Source organism: Psychrobacter sp. C 20.9, from assembly GCF_001921765.1.
Classification (GTDB): Bacteria; Pseudomonadota; Gammaproteobacteria; order Pseudomonadales; family Moraxellaceae; genus Psychrobacter; species Psychrobacter piscatorii_B.
The window spans coordinates 26,842-42,367 of record NZ_MRYC01000025.1; the positions used below are offsets into that span (position 1 = coordinate 26,842).

14 protein-coding genes are annotated in these 15,526 nt (G+C 42.9%); 6 read left to right on the plus strand and 8 right to left on the minus strand.

Features of this window, described 5'->3' with window-relative positions; all coding sequences use genetic code 11:
- Positions 1-14: 14 nt before the first annotated feature.
- Positions 15-1,133, minus strand: a complete 1,119-nt coding sequence (locus BTW00_RS13050) for a 4-phosphoerythronate dehydrogenase (protein ID WP_075107767.1) — start codon at positions 1,131-1,133, stop codon at positions 15-17.
- Positions 1,134-1,210: 77 nt separating this feature from the next.
- Complete coding sequence (locus BTW00_RS13055; RefSeq protein ID WP_075107759.1) at positions 1,211-2,368, minus strand: AI-2E family transporter; 1,158 nt, start codon at positions 2,366-2,368, stop codon at positions 1,211-1,213.
- 822 nt (positions 2,369-3,190) lie between these two features.
- On the opposite strand from BTW00_RS13055, the gene BTW00_RS13060 reads away from it, so the two are divergent.
- Positions 3,191-4,882, plus strand: a complete 1,692-nt coding sequence (locus tag BTW00_RS13060) for an NAD+ synthase (protein WP_075107760.1) — start codon at positions 3,191-3,193, stop codon at positions 4,880-4,882.
- 221 nt (positions 4,883-5,103) lie between these two features.
- Entirely contained in the window at positions 5,104-6,378 is a 1,275-nt protein-coding gene (locus tag BTW00_RS13065) for a hemolysin family protein (protein WP_075107761.1), read from the plus strand.
- A gap of 48 nt (positions 6,379-6,426) precedes the next feature.
- Here BTW00_RS13065 and BTW00_RS13070 read toward each other — a convergent pair whose 3' ends face one another.
- Positions 6,427-7,155, minus strand: coding sequence for a YggS family pyridoxal phosphate-dependent enzyme (locus tag BTW00_RS13070; protein WP_075107768.1), 729 nt, complete (start codon positions 7,153-7,155; stop codon positions 6,427-6,429).
- Positions 7,156-7,469: 314 nt separating this feature from the next.
- Between BTW00_RS13070 and BTW00_RS13075 the strand changes: the two genes are divergently transcribed.
- Positions 7,470-8,525, plus strand: a complete 1,056-nt coding sequence (locus tag BTW00_RS13075) for a type IV pilus twitching motility protein PilT (protein WP_075107762.1) — start codon at positions 7,470-7,472, stop codon at positions 8,523-8,525.
- Positions 8,526-8,644: 119 nt separating this feature from the next.
- Entirely contained in the window at positions 8,645-9,766 is a 1,122-nt protein-coding gene (locus BTW00_RS13080; RefSeq protein WP_071002369.1) for a PilT/PilU family type 4a pilus ATPase, read from the plus strand.
- Positions 9,767-9,902: 136 nt separating this feature from the next.
- Here the strand turns inward: BTW00_RS13080 and fur are convergent, their stop codons facing one another.
- On the minus strand, positions 9,903-10,337 hold the full coding sequence (fur, locus tag BTW00_RS13085; protein ID WP_058024231.1) for a ferric iron uptake transcriptional regulator: 435 nt from the start codon (positions 10,335-10,337) through the stop codon (positions 9,903-9,905).
- A 327-nt stretch (positions 10,338-10,664) separates the two neighbouring features.
- Between fur and BTW00_RS13090 the strand changes: the two genes are divergently transcribed.
- Complete coding sequence (locus BTW00_RS13090) at positions 10,665-11,084, plus strand: outer membrane protein assembly factor BamE (RefSeq protein ID WP_058024230.1); 420 nt, start codon at positions 10,665-10,667, stop codon at positions 11,082-11,084.
- Between the two features lie 50 nt (positions 11,085-11,134).
- Here BTW00_RS13090 and BTW00_RS13095 read toward each other — a convergent pair whose 3' ends face one another.
- From BTW00_RS13095 to BTW00_RS13110, 4 genes are all read right to left on the minus strand, one after another.
- The gene (locus BTW00_RS13095) at positions 11,135-11,506 is read right to left on the minus strand and encodes an RnfH family protein (RefSeq protein ID WP_075107763.1); all 372 of its coding nucleotides are present in this window, start codon (positions 11,504-11,506) and stop codon (positions 11,135-11,137) included.
- Complete coding sequence (locus BTW00_RS13100; RefSeq protein WP_075107764.1) at positions 11,494-12,624, minus strand: hypothetical protein; 1,131 nt, start codon at positions 12,622-12,624, stop codon at positions 11,494-11,496. Before BTW00_RS13100 ends, BTW00_RS13095 begins: the two co-directional genes overlap by 13 nt.
- Before the next feature lie 291 nt (positions 12,625-12,915).
- A complete protein-coding gene (locus BTW00_RS13105) occupies positions 12,916-13,584 on the minus strand; it encodes a cytochrome c (protein ID WP_075107765.1) in 669 nt (222 codons plus the stop codon).
- Between the two features lie 319 nt (positions 13,585-13,903).
- Positions 13,904-14,239, minus strand: a complete 336-nt coding sequence (locus BTW00_RS13110) for a cytochrome c5 family protein (RefSeq protein ID WP_075107766.1) — start codon at positions 14,237-14,239, stop codon at positions 13,904-13,906.
- 392 nt (positions 14,240-14,631) lie between these two features.
- Here BTW00_RS13110 and yihA point away from each other — a divergent pair, with 392 nt between their 5' ends.
- Positions 14,632-15,387: a ribosome biogenesis GTP-binding protein YihA/YsxC gene (yihA, locus tag BTW00_RS13115; RefSeq protein WP_058024225.1), complete on the plus strand. Its 756-nt coding sequence runs from the start codon at positions 14,632-14,634 to the stop codon at positions 15,385-15,387.
- Positions 15,388-15,526 lie beyond the last annotated feature (139 nt).

Consider the following 15,526-nt stretch of genomic DNA (forward strand, 5'->3'; position numbering starts at 1 on the left):
TTTAAGTTGCTAGATTAGGATTGCCACTCACGGCGCAAGTGGTAATCACGTCTCAGACCGTCAAAATCAGGACCATTCACTTGTTTATCAGAGTTTCCACCAGATATTTTGCTTCGCAATGAGGCATCATCTTGCATAATGTCATAAAACTTTGACAATCTGTCTGGATGTGCTTTTAGCTCAGACCACAAAAACAAGTTAAGCGGTAGCAGGTTGGACATAGACTGAGTAGGTATGATCCCTAGCTTCTCACACAATGCATCATAGATAATTTGTGTGCCACGTAGCTTGCCTTCTAATGTGTAGCCAGCGATATGCGGTGTGGCGATTGTGAGCTTAGATAGGAGGCTATCAGCAACCGTTGGCTCATGCTCAAACACATCCAAAACCACTTGCCGCCCAGTATGAGCAATATCGTTCTTGAGATCATTTTCATTGACCACAGGGCCGCGCGCGCTATTAATCAATATGGTATCAGCAGGCATCATGGCCAATGTCTCTGCATTGATGAGATGACGCGTTGGATAGTCACTGCCTTTAGAATTACTGGCAACTTTCTCATCTGTCAGTGGCACATGCAAACTCACCACGTTACTTTGAGAAAGCACCTGATCAAGGCTGGCATTATTAATAGTAGAGCTTGGTAATAATGGATCGTATCCGAGTACCTGCCAGCCCAAGTCAATGGCATACTGAGCAAGCGTACTGCCAATATTGCCAAGGCCGATAATACCGAGTGTCACAGGCTGCTGCCAGTAGTTTGGACGTATGGTCAAGATAGCCGTCAGTACATACTGAGCCACCGAGTGCTTGCTACAACCAGCGGCATTGGCAAAAGTAATATTGCGCGTTGCTAAATAGTCTTGGTCGACATGATCTGTACCGATAGTCGCTGAGCCAACAAATTGCACACTGTGATTTTCAGCCAACAGCGCCTCATTGACTTGCGTGACCGAGCGTATTAACAAAATATCTGGCTGTACTTCAGACAGCAGCTTTGCGTCAATATCACGACCAGCGACCGGTATAATTTTGACTGTTTGCCCAGATAACTGACCTAATGTAGCGTCATTAAAAAAATCATTCAGGCTAGCGATATTGCTATCAGCAACGATCGTGATGCCTTTGGCCATCTGGTTTATCTTATTGTCCATAGCATCTGCAATATCATTGTTTGTCATTGGCAATTTTCTCTATCGATAAGGGTTTTCTATGTAGACTCATTTCCACTGACTGTGTCTTGTGCTGGATTATGTACTGGCGCTATGGCATTTGAGTCAGAGAGCGTGACGTCTTGCGGCGCAAATATCTCATTCTTATGCTGCGATATCCACTCGCGCCATACGGCAAGACCGATAGCCAGTACCACAGGGCCGATGAACAATCCAACAAACCCAAATGCGGTTAGACCGCCCAACACACCGATAAAAATAATAATAAATGGGATTTTGGTTGCGCCGCTAATAACAATAGGTCGAATGAGATTATCCACCCAGCTAATAACAAACACGCCCCATAGTGCCAAGCCAATCCCTTCTGCAGTATGTCCCTGACTCAGTAGCCAGACAGACACACCGCCCCAAACAAATGGCGTACCAAAGGGAATCAACGCAATAATAAACGTGACAATGGTCAATAAGATAGGACTTGGCGCACCAGCGAAGTAATAGCCGATACCAGCCAATAGCGCCTGAGCCAATGCCGTCAGCCCGATGCCGTATACCACCGCACGCGTGGTTGTACCTACAGAGTCAATATAACCGTCGATGCGATTGCCGATGATGTTACGCAGCGCTTGGCGAATCTGACGAACCAGACTGGTGCCATCACGATAAAAAAAGAATAGTGTCATCAGCGCCATACCCAGCTTAGCCAGACCACTGAACACCACGTCAAATGCTACCTTGCCATAATACAAGTGCGACTGAACCCAAAGACGGAAGGCTTCTAGCGTGCCTTCTGGGTTTTTATTGATTCGCCACAGTACGTCTTTGATTTGCTGACCGATAATCGGTAAGTCTTTAAATGAGTCAGGCACATCCAAATAGCCCACTTTAATACGATAGACCAAATTACTGATTAAGCTCAACGCTTCTTGCTGCAAAATAAACACACCAATAACCAATGGCACACCTATTATCAAGGAGATGCTCACGGTCATAATGGCAGCGCTAAAATCTGGACTTAGCTTGACCTTTTCGTGAAAAAACTCATAAATAGGGAACGTCACATACGCCAAAATTGCCGCCCACAATGCCGGTACAATAAAGAACTGCACCACTTGGAAACATAATACGAACAGCGCAACTAACAAAGTAATCGCAAGCAAGCGCTGAATAATAAATTCTTTTGTCCAGTTTTCAATCATAGCGTATAAACCAAGAGCGGACAGCAAATGCCAACTTTGCTGGCAAGTTTATCAATGTGTGATGAACATCAGCTTATAGATCTAATCTATCAGCTGATTTCCATGAGCGAAGGTGGGTTTAAAGGTTGACATAAAAAACGGTATTAGCGTCATCAAATCACATAATAATATCGTGTGCTTACAAACCAACACTCTCATAAAGAGTATGGTGAAAAACGCAACCAGTATGCTTTATTATGCAATAGATTATACGAATTATATAACGCTATGTTGTAATCTTTACTTACAACTTTGTCTATGCAAGCTTACTAGATGATGACCGGAATGACTAGCGCATAATGCATGGATTTACTGTGAAAAACAGTGCCATCGCAGCTGCTTTTATATTCAGCTATTAAACTGCAATCTTATCAGGGAATTCACTGGTGCGTTCTATTTGTCACGACAATTGATGTTATACTAAAGCAATTATTTTAAGCTTTTCAATATAGTTAAGTGCATTTGTACGCTTTTATTTTTGTCGTTGCATAAACATCGCATCTATCAAAGCAGATTCCAGACCCTCTTGTATCGTCTTCTTCTAGACTATCATAAGATCTCATTTTAGGATGGCACGATCATTTGGGATAGGAGGCATAAGCAATTATGCTTTTAAGCATTGTCTAAGCGATTATGTAGGATTTAGGCTTGTCATATCAACTCAACATTCGAGCTTGATAAGCAAGCACGCAGTTTTGAATGAATTTCGGACTTACTTTGATTTTATTTTAAATCAATACAGACTCACCAAATTTTAATAATATATCGATAGGAACAATAACAATGTCAAAAGACACTGATAATCCCAATCTTAACCCCTCACATGAAGCCAGCAAGACCAACAAACCACAAGATACGGTCACTTTTGCTTTAGCGCAGTCACATTTTTTGGTAGGCGATATCGCAACCAACGTTGAAAAAATGCGCACGCTTGCATTACAAGCACGCGAACAAGGTGCTGACGTTATCGTATTTCCAGAGCTGGCACTACTAGGCTATCCTCCGCAAGATTTATTGCTACGCCCAAGCCTATCAGGCCGTGTCAAAAGCGCCTTATCTACCTTGAGTGATATCGACGATATCGTCATGATTGTCGGCTATCCGCATGTCGATCATCACGGTACTTTTAACTCCGCTGCTATCTTACATAATGGTCATCAAAAGGGCTTCTATCACAAGCAGATGTTGCCAAACTATGGCGTCTTTGATGAGCGCCGTTATTTTGATAAAGGTCGCAATCAAGTCTTATTTGACTATAAAGGCATTACGATTGGCTTGCTCATTTGTGAAGATTTGTGGGACAAAAACCCGATTGCTGAACTCAAAAAACAAGGTGCTGACCTCATTGTTAGCTTAAACGCCTCACCTTTTGAGATTGAAAAGCAAGTCAACCGCAAAGCCATGCTTGCCAAGCGCAGCCGTGAAAACAACTTGCCTATCGTCTATGTCAATGCAGTTGGCGGTCAAGACGATCTTGTATTTGATGGCGGCTCTATGGCTGTGCAAGCCGATGGCAGCGTGGCCCATGAAGCACCGCGTTTCATGAATCAGTTATTATTGGCCACTTTAGATGTCAAAACGGCTAAATTCAACAATCAAGCCAAAGCGCCGTTGACCCTAAGCCGTGAGTCAGAGATGTATCAAGCGTTAGTCGTCGGTCTACGCGACTATGTCAATCACTCAGGATTCTCTGGCATTATCGTCGGATTGTCAGGTGGTATTGATTCAGCACTGACACTCTGTATCGCGGTTGATGCGTTGGGCGCTGACAAGGTCTATGCCGTCATGATGCCGTATGAATATACCTCTCAGATCAGTCTAGAAGATGCACAAGCTCAGGCACGTCGCCTAAATGTCTCTTATACCGTGTGTCCTATTTTCGATGCCGTCGAAGGTATCCGTCATACGTTAGCGCCTCTATTTAATAAGTCACCAGCGGATACAACCGAAGAAAATATCCAAGCCCGTGCTCGCGGTGTTGTCTTGATGGCACTGTCCAACAAGTTTGGTCATTTGGTCATCACGACAGGTAACAAATCAGAATTAGCGGTTGGTTACTCAACCTTGTATGGCGATATGGCTGGCGGCTTTGATGTACTAAAAGATGTGTATAAATCACAAGTCTATAAATTGGCAAGCTACCGCAATCGCCTAGAAGACACGCCTGTCATCCCTGAGCGCGTTATTACTCGTCCGCCATCTGCTGAGCTACGTCCAGATCAAAAGGATCAGGATAGCTTGCCTGATTATGATGTATTGGACGGTATCTTGATGTCTTATATCGATGAAGATATGGGCTATCAGGAAATTATCGATAAAGGCTTTGATGCTGAGATGGTCGCAAAAGTCATCAAGATGGTAGACAATAGCGAGTATAAACGCTTGCAATCGCCCATCGGTACAAAGATCAGCCACAAAGCTTTTGGACGTGAACGCCGCTATCCGTTGGTCAATAAGTGGTCAATTAAAGGCTAAATCGCACTTGCCTTTCAGCTTATATGATTTACGAATTTATGAGTTGAAAGGTGCAAGTCAGATCGTTTGACAAAACGTCGAATTTTTCCTATTAGCTGGGTGCTTGCCCAGCTTTTTTGGTTTTTATACATGAACAAATTTACCGTCCACCTTCTGATCTTCTCCCTTTACCTACTGACTATTTTTGACCCAATTCCTCTTTACTTCTTTTCGAGTATGTCATGAGCTTGCTAACTGCCAGTGTTTTTCTTCTCCTTCTACTTGCCTTGAGTACCTTTGTCTCTGCTGCTGAAATTGCGATTGCCGCAGGACGCAAAATCAAACTGCAAATAATGGCAAAAGAAGGCGATGTTCGCGCACTTGATGTCCTCAATATGCAGGATCACCCTGGGAGCTTTATCACGGTCGTACAGATAGTACTCAATGCGGTTGCTATCTCGGCTGGTGCCGTGGGTGAATCAGCCATCAGTCCTTATCTGGAGCAGATGTTTAATAGTGAAGCGGTGGCTTCAGTGATATCTTTTGTACTCATCACCAGTCTGTTTTCATTACTTGCAGATCTGATGCCCAGACGCTTGGCAATGTCGAGTGCTGAGGCAATAGCGGTGCGACTGGTACGCCCTATGATTCTCTTGATTTTTGTATTAAAGCCTATCATATGGGTGTTCGATGGTGCTGCAAATATCCTTTTTAAATCCTTTGGTATCTCGACCATCCGCCAAGATGATATGACACCAGAAGATATCTATGCTGTCATGGATGCGGGTGCTGAAGCGGGCGTGATCAAAAAACAAGAGCATCATCTGATAGAAAATATCTTTGATATGCAGGAGCGTACCGTCACCTCAGTGATGAACCCACGCGAAAATATCGTTTATTTTGATACCAAAACCAGTACCGAAGAAGTCGTAAATATCATGATTGAGCAGCCGCACAATAAGTTTTTGGTCTGCCATGATGACGACCTAGAACATATCGTGGGTTATGTAGAGTCTCGTAGCTTTCTAGCCTTGGTTTTAAATCAGCAAGAGGTCAATCTGACAGACAAATCTCTATTAAAACCGGCATTATTTGTACCCGATACCTTGTCTTTGTTTGAAGTATTAGAGATGTTCAAATCGACTGGCGCAGACTTCGCTGTCATCGTGAATGAATATGGGCTTGTGGTTGGTGTTATCACACTCAAAGACGTGATGAGTATCGTGATGGGTGAGCTGGTAACGCTTGAGGAACAGCCTATTGTTCAGCGCACAGACAACTCATGGCTGATTGATGGAATGACACCCATTGAGGACGTCATTCGCGCATTAGATATCGTCGATTTACCGCGCAGTGAGAACTATGAGACCATCAGTGGCTTTATGATGTATATGCTTCGCAAAATTCCTAAGAAGACCGATACGATCGAGTATGCCAATTATCGGTTTGAAATCATTGCAACGGACAATCTAAAAATCACGCAAATGCTAGTGACCAAACGAGAAGATACGGTTTGATTGATTGGCCAATTAATCATTTATTCGATTGGCCTAGGACGCAGGATTTTAGCCTCGCGCACCAAAGATAGCTGTACCAACACGAACCATAGTAGACCCATTGCCTATCGCCTCTGTCATATCGCCACTCATCCCCATACTGAGTGTATCCCAAGCATCCAACTCTGGATGGCTGGCTTTTATATCGTCAAATAGTGCTTTTGTTCGTGCAAAAGCATCTGTGTCTGCTTTAGCAGGGATAATCATCAACCCGCGCAGTTGCAAGCGCTCATAGCCTTTAATCGCTATGATCAATGCTGGCAGTTCTGCTGGTAGGCAACCTGACTTGCTGTCTTCGTTATCAATATTTACCTGAATTAATACGTTCAATGCTGGGAGCTCATCTGGGCGTTGATCGTTTAAACGTTTGGCAATGATATCGCGCTCAAGGGTTTGTACCCAATCAAAATGCTCGGCAATATCGCGTGTCTTATTACGCTGGATACTGCCGATATAATGCCAGACGATATCCGCGCATGCAGGATTCGATTTTAGCGTATTTATTTTTTCAATGGCTTCTTGTAGATAGTTTTCGCCAAAGTGCTGCTGTCCCTCATTCGCCAAAGTAGCAATCATATTGGCAGGCTTGGTTTTTGACACGGCTAGCAAAATGGTAGTATTGGCAGATCTACTATCTCGCTCAGATGCCTGTTCATAGGCTTGGGTCATTTGCTCTTTGACCTGCTGCCAATTAGCGACAAGCGTCTGATTATCAATACTTTGATTTGTCTCTTTCATATCAGTCATATATAAGGCTCTCAAAATTTACTTAATTTTTAATAAAAAATAACCCATCATTCATAGATGAAATTAGCTGAAAAATGACTAATTTCATATTTTCTTAAAGGAGTAGATGGTTAAATACTCACAGTCTTGTTATGATATTGTTACATGCTTTAACATATGCTACTGAATATGATAGCGGTGGTAAAGACTGCATCCTAGTTCACTCTTCCATATTTTACGCTTGAACAAAGCGATTGATGGATAGTTTACCACGTGCCTTTGTGCTCTTTTGTCTTACCCTGACTAATTGATAGGAATATCGGATTATGGCTGAAAAAAACCCCTTAAGTATCGAAGACTTGCTACGTTTTACGGTCAAACATAAAGCATCGGATTTACATATTTCAGCTGGCATGCCTGCGATGATTCGTACCGATGGTGAGATGACACGCATCAATATGCCTGCGATGACGCACCAAGTGGTTCATCAGCTCATTTATGACATTATGAACGACAAGCAGCGCGCTGATTTTGAAGAATTTTTTGAGACAGATTTTTCTTTTGAGATTCCAAACTTAGCACGTTTTCGGGTCAATGCATTCAATCAAAATCGCGGCGCAGGCGCGGTATTTCGTACCATCCCTTCTAAAGTATTGACCATGGAAGACTTAGGGATGGGCGATGTATTCAAACGTGTCTCAGACTTCAAACGTGGCGTGGTGTTAGTTACCGGCCCAACTGGTTCGGGTAAATCGACGACGCTAGCGGCCATGATTGATTATATTAACGAAAGTCGTAAAGAGCATATTTTAACGATTGAAGATCCGATTGAATTTGTCCATGAATCGAAAAAAAGCCTGATTAACCAGCGTGAAGTGCACCGCGATACCTTAGGTTTTGAGCCTGCATTACGTTCAGCATTGCGAGAAGATCCAGATGTCATCTTGGTTGGTGAGTTACGTGACCTTGAAACCATTCGTTTGGCACTGACGGCAGCAGAAACAGGACATTTAGTATTCGGCACTCTGCATACTAGCTCAGCCGCTAAAACAATTGACCGTGTCATCGACGTATTCCCTGCCGCCGAAAAAGATATGATTCGTGCCATGCTATCGGAGTCACTACAAGCCGTTATTTCACAAACCCTATTGCGTCGTCAAGCTGGTGGACGTGTGGCAGCTCATGAAATCATGCTAGGCACACCCGCTATCCGTAACTTAATACGTGAAAACAAAATTGCTCAGATGTATTCTGCCATCCAAACGGGTGCAGGCGAAGGCATGATTACACTCGATCAAACGCTAAAAAACTTGGTTGGCAAAGGCACCATCAGTAAAGATGTGGCTCGTCCTTATGCCAAGCAACCTGAGGCATTTTTATAGTCTCAGCCAAATCACAAAAAAGCGTGAATGGTGCTAGATTGTTATTGGTCTCTATGAATGACCTTTAATACACTACTCTAAATAACTTTTAATCGACTTACATCGAATGCAGGTACGATATGGACATTGATAAATTATTGCAGTTGATGATTAATAAAAATGGCTCTGACCTTTTTATTACTGCTGATGTAGCGCCTTCCATGAAAGTAAATGGAAAAATTTTACCTGTCGGTAAAACCCCTTTGACCGCTGATCAAACTATGATGTTAGTCAAAGGAGTGATGACCCCTAGCCAGCAAAAAGAATTTAAAGAGACGAACGAGTGTCAGTTTGCTATATCTGATGAAGCACAGCAAGCACGTTTTCGGGTCAGTGCATTCATACAGCGCGATATGGCAGGAATGATTTTACGGAAAATTGAGAATAAGATCCCAACTGTTGAGGAACTACGCTTGCCGCCAGCGCTCAAAGAACTGGCCATGAAAAAGCGCGGCATTATCTTGCTGGTCGGCGCGACCGGCACAGGTAAATCCTCTACGCTCGCGGCTATGATTGGACATCGTAACCAAAACTCTCATGGGCATATCATTACCATAGAAGACCCTATCGAGTTTGTCCATAAACATCGTGGTTGTATCATCACTCAGCGTGAAGTCGGTATCGACACTCATTCATTTGAAGCAGGACTAAAAAATACGCTGCGCCAAGCACCAGATGTCATCTTGATTGGTGAGATTCGTAACCGTGAGGTCATGAGCTACGCTATCCAGTACGCTGAGACAGGGCATCTGGTATTTGCAACCTTGCATGCCAATAATGCCAACCAAGCGATTGACCGTATTATTCATTTCTTTGAAACCAGTCGTCATAATCAGCTATTTATGGATTTGTCGCTGAACTTGCAGGCCATTATCGCTCAGCAGCTCATTCCAACCCCTGATGGCAAAGGACGCCGTGCTGCTATTGAGATTTTATTAAACTCACAGCTAATTAGCGACTATATTCGTAAAGGTGAGGTGCATGAAATCAAAGACGTCATGACACGCTCTCGAGACAGCGGTATGCAAACCTTTGATCAAGCGCTTTTTGACTTGTATGAACAAGGAGAGATCACTTATAAAGAGGCAATTTTGCATGCTGACTCCCCTAACGACTTACGTCTGAAAATTAAGCTCAGTAGCAAAAACGGTAAGGCTAATTTAGATGAAGGTGCGGATAGTTTATCGTTAGACATCAGTTAAGCTATTGAGAGTGATGTCAGTACATACTGAAAAATTAAACTCAAAAAAGCCCTTATTATTGATAATGAGGGCTTTTTAATATAAGAGATCTTAGAGTCATGTATAAAAATAAAGCTTTAATTGATAACCAAGGTCTTTATTTGGCACTGTCTCTGCAAGCTTGGTCAGCACAGATACCATATAAGACTAACGAGTGACCCGATAGTTTAAAGCCGTGCTTTTCTGCGACTTTCAGCTGCTCTTCCTCGATCATCTCATTATGGAATTCAATGATTTTGCCACAAACATCGCAAACCAAGTGATCGTGATGCTCTTCTTGGGTAATTTCAAACACTGACAAGTTATTTTCAAAGTTATGACGCTCAACGATGCCCGCCTGCTCAAATTGTGTGAGTACACGATAGACCGTGGCAAGACCAACATCTTCACCTTGTTCGATGAGCGCTTTGTATATTTCTTCTGCACTCATGTGGTGTAACTCGGCGCTTTCTAGCAGCTCTAAAATCTTAATACGAGGTAACGTAACCTTCAATCCTGCTCTACGTAAATCTTGATTGGTAAAAGAAGCCATAATATCCCTTCTGACTGTGACAGTCTTAGCAAATGAAAAACTAAAAAATATGAGATAAATAATCGTTGCTGATTATTCTTTATTAAATATAAGTGGTTTTAACACCCTCAAAACAGTGCTGATGAGGTGACGGACTGCTTTATAATTCCCTGAATAACCGCAGTGCAAGCCTATGAATTTAAAATATAAATAATAAAACCATTCAGGTGGTGTTTGGTAAATAATGTCGTAAGTGGTAGGCAATTGCAAGTAAATGACGTATCATTTGTCCAAGATTGTCGGTCAGACTCGCACCATCTAACTTTGGCCGCGCCTAATTCATTTCTTATGAGTCATCTTACCATGATAAAGACATTAAATTTTCGTCCGTTAAGCCATGCCAGCGTACTACGTAACATTGTTATCACCAGTATGCTGAGCGCTACTGTCGCTATGTCTGGCTGCTCACTATTGAGCGTTTATAAGATTGATTTGCCTCAAGGCACAGCAATTACTCAAACCCAAGCACAAAAACTAAAAGTAGGGATGAATCAGAACCAAGTACTTTATATCCTTGGCAGTCCTGCGATTAGGGACACCCTTGAGCCTAAGCGCTGGGATTACATTTACGATTACCAAGCAGGCACCGAAGGCCGCCGTAAAGGCATTGCTGATGTCAAAAATGCAAGCCAACACTTAGTCGTTTACTTTGATGATAATGGTTTGGTCACTCGCATCGAAGGTATCGAGAGCTTACCAGCATCGTAATCCGTACGACTTATCAGCTCGAATGACTAACAGTTAAAATTAATAATAACTTAACCGCGAGATTTATTTTTGCGCTGAGACATTGGATCAGCGCTTAAACTGCGATATACCTCGATACGGTCAAAAGGCTGCAATAGATAATTCAGCGGCTGTTTTTGTGCATAGATGCCCACATGCCAACGTTTAGCGGTTGGCGTTGTAATGTCTACTGCTTGCTCACACCATTTTGCCAGCTCAGCAAACCTTTCAAGCCAGCCAGCTTGACCTAGTGCCTCATACAGACTCGTACCTTGGGTAACCTTTAACACCAGATAATGCTGGCGCTGCTCATCTTCCGCATACGCCAGATAGACTGTCATTAACTCCGATTGCAGCGCATTACTATTACTATGCTTACTGCCATCACCTGTTAGCTCAACCACTGTATCACCCAACCTATTAACGCCAATAGCAATGCCAGCGGTACGACGAGACGTATCGCGACTCGCCATAAGTTATAGAATGCTTCGCTGCTAAAGTTCAATGATTTGCGCAAATGACTGATCTTCATCTGCCATCCTGCAAATACTGATAGTAGTAGTACCGCTATGCTACTCACTATAACTAGAATGCCTACCAGCCAAGTCGTCGGAATCGCAACCACCAGTAGCAACGCTAAAACAAAAGTTATTATCAAGCTGACTAACAGCCCAAACTTATGCGTTAACTGCTGAGTACTGTAATGCAGCAAATAGCTAACGACGAATAGTACGCCAGCCCAATAGAGTAGTTGTCCAATCGGTGGTAACGACATACCACTAATAAATAACGCGACGACCCCTACTAATAGCTGCAAAATCCAAATTGGCAATACCAATTTAGTGGCACGATCATCACGAGCAGCCCTACTTTGTGCTTGTTGGCTGCTTGCTTCCACGGCGGTGACCGTCTGCTTACTGACCAAGTTTTGCCCGAACCAGTACAACCCTGTACCCGCACCAACACTGACCAATGCTAGCGCCACTGCCCTCGCCCATTCAACCAAGCTGATATCGGTCATAGCAAAACTAATATTAGGCACACCATTTGCGATGCTCAATATTAATCCAACGACCATCAATCCGAGGCCAATAGGCAAAGGCGCGGTCCCAAGCAGACTTAATAGCACAGTAATAACCATCAACCCTGCGGCAACCGCAAAACTTGGTACATCAGGGGTACTATTAAGCTCAGTCAAAGCGGTTAATATCCCTGTACTGGCACTTGATATGATCAATGCTGCAATCACAATAGAAACCAATGCAGCCAGCCAACCAAAGCTTCGCCATATTGGGCTTGCATCTGATTCGCGAGTGAGCTTTTGCATACCTGCCAAAGGTCCCTCGACACTACGATAAGCCAAAGCTATCTCAGCATAAATAACTGGCAACGCGACCAACACCATTGCTAGCAGCCATAATAACCAAAAATCGATCTCACCGATTGAAGCAGGGGCAAACCAGCGAAATAATAATAACGGTAACAATACCGCGATAAAATAAGAAGCATAACGGATCATCATAATCTCAATCCAAACGATCTAATACCATTTACAAGGACGACAGCAGCAAGTAAAACGAGTTTGATACAGCTAATCGCATTTTTGGGTATGGCATAAAGTGAATAACGGTAATTTATAATTATACAGAGCAATGAGTTGCCTCTGTAAAGGAATTCAGCTGTACACTGTCTTTTCAATATAAGGGACAAACAGTTATAAAAAAACCCCGAAATCGGGGTTTAGTAATTCAGACATGATCAATAATTCTATCTACAACGTGCGTATCAGATAGTGATCATCAGTGCCGTTTAATTAGTGAATAGCACTCACATAGTCTGACAAGATACGAATGTCACGATCTGATAGTTTCGATGCAACGGTTTGCATCATGCCCATCTCACCTTCTTTCGCAGCATCATTGACACGTTTTTGATCATCGCTATCGATATCATCAGCACGTCCAGCGGCACGGAATAGTTTTAGCTGAGTGGCAATGTATTGAGCATGCTGTCCGCCTAATTTTGGAAACGCCGCCCAAGGGTTACCTGCAGCGTCCGGACCATGACAACCAGCACAACCAATCACACCGCGTGACTTATCGCCACCCAAGAATAGTTTGGTGGCTTCTTGGTTCGTTGCAGGGTTGCCGTATCCAACACCCCAAGGCGCTTGGCTAGAGTAGTAACCTGCCACGTTGGCTAGATCTTGCTGAGACAAGTTAGCAACCTGTGACTGCATGATACCGTTTTTGCGATAGCCTGCTTTAAAGTTAACTAACTGTTTATAAAGATATTTTACATTTTGGCCGCCAAGGTTTGGCTGCGCAGGAACAATACTGACCCCATTAAGACCATGACAAGCAGCACAAACGGTTTCTGCAATTTTCTGACCTGCATCGACGTCATACTCAGGAACAATAATAGCAGCTTGTACGCTGAAACTTGCAACGCATAAGCTGGCAGCAGCGATTAACTTTTTCATTGATACAAATCCTACTAGCTCGGCGTAAGCATTATTTAGAGTGATTGCACGGATAAGATACCTAATATAGTCGCCTCTTTAATCATAGGCGTGGCATATATTTTGAGGTCTTGGACACAAGCAGTCTGAAAGTACTTACTAACATCAGGGTTTATTTTCGATTATTATAGCAAGACTTTGTATCATTTGCCTACTTAATCGTAGTATTCATCAGTTTTCTGATGAGCATAGCCTAAAGTATAGGGCAAAAATAAAAAGCGCACTCAGGTTGTAAACCCAGCGCTCTATTTTATCGCTTCAAGCTTCATGTCTAAATGGACTACTTGCTCATATACTCGATAAGCTTGCGGTAGTCATCATCGCTACAGGTGTTACAAAGACCGCCTGCTGGCATTTGAATCATGCCACTTTTGACAGATTTAATGAGTGTCGGCATGCCCTTTTGCTCAATAAGTTTCTGCCATTTGGCACTATCGCCTTTTTTGATAGCATTTAGTGCGCCACTATCATGACAGGCTGCACATGAGTTATCATAAGTAGTAGCAATATCAGCCGCACCTGCGCTACTGATCATGATGCCACTTAGCAGTAAGGCAGCACTGCCAACTGTTAGAGCATGATAGCCCTTACTAAGAAGTCTATTGATTGGAAACATAGAGCACCTCCTCGTGAGATTTCACGTGTCACATCAATCGTTCTATTAAATGTCTTTTATTAAATATTGTAACAATATATGTCATGCAAACATAGATAAATTATATTCAGCTTTGTCAACACTAAAAACTTATTCTAATCAACAATTAACTTTAATGTTATCCTACTATTTATATGATGCTAATCGCAGTTATTTCAATAAGTAAGACAGGTAATAGTATAGAATAGCGGATAATATCAAATCGCTAACTTTACAAGGTGTAAGCGCTGATAAAGAAGAGCCTCTTACCACTTTTTGTATATTTGCTGAATTGAAGTCATGGCTTAAGCCAACCCACCAGCTAACCAGAATTTTATACCCGTATCTAATTTTTTAAGATTAATGAGCCATTTATGAATACCCCGTTTACCGATGTTGCTGCCGAACATGCGCTGTTCAACACCAAATCCCGTCAGAAAATTCAGCAGACTGAATTTATGACATCAGCGCCTACCTTTAAGCTTTGCCCACCTGATATGGGATTAGAAGTTGCCTTTGCAGGACGCTCGAACGCTGGTAAATCCTCAGCCATCAACGCTTTGACCAATCAGCGCCAGCTTGCACGCTCGTCCAAAACGCCAGGACGCACGCAAATGATTAACTTTTTTAGTATCGGTAACCCTGATAGACGACTGGTTGATTTGCCAGGTTACGGCTATGCCGCTGTACCACTTGAGATGAAAAAAGAATGGCAGGTCGAGCTAGAAGAGTATCTAGTATCGCGCTCAAGCCTTGCTGGCCTAGTACTTATGACGGACATTCGTCACCCACTCAAGTTTTTTGACGAGCAGATGCTGCATTGGGCAAAAGATGGTGACCTACCCGTACACATCTTGCTGACTAAAGCGGATAAGCTTAAGTATGGCGCGTCCAAAAATGCCTTACTCAATACCCGCAAAAGACTCAAAAAACTCGGCTTAAACTGTACTATCCAGTTATTTTCAGCCTTGAGAAAAGAAGGTCTGGATGAGCTGGCTGGTGTCATGGGTAGATGGTACGATTATCAACTGGATAATGACAAAATCATTGAATCGTCTTTTGCGTTATTAGAAGGCGATGAGTTAGAAGACGCCATTGAAAAAGAAAGCAGTCAAGAAGAAAGTAAATAGAAATTATAGGGCGTGTTGAACATTCGACCATGGCACTGACAGCGACTATTTTTTAGGCGATTCGATGTTAAAAATAATAAGTTTAGTCATTCTAAGCGCTTATTTTTAACGATGAAGCGGCAAAAAAGAGTCCTGTCCC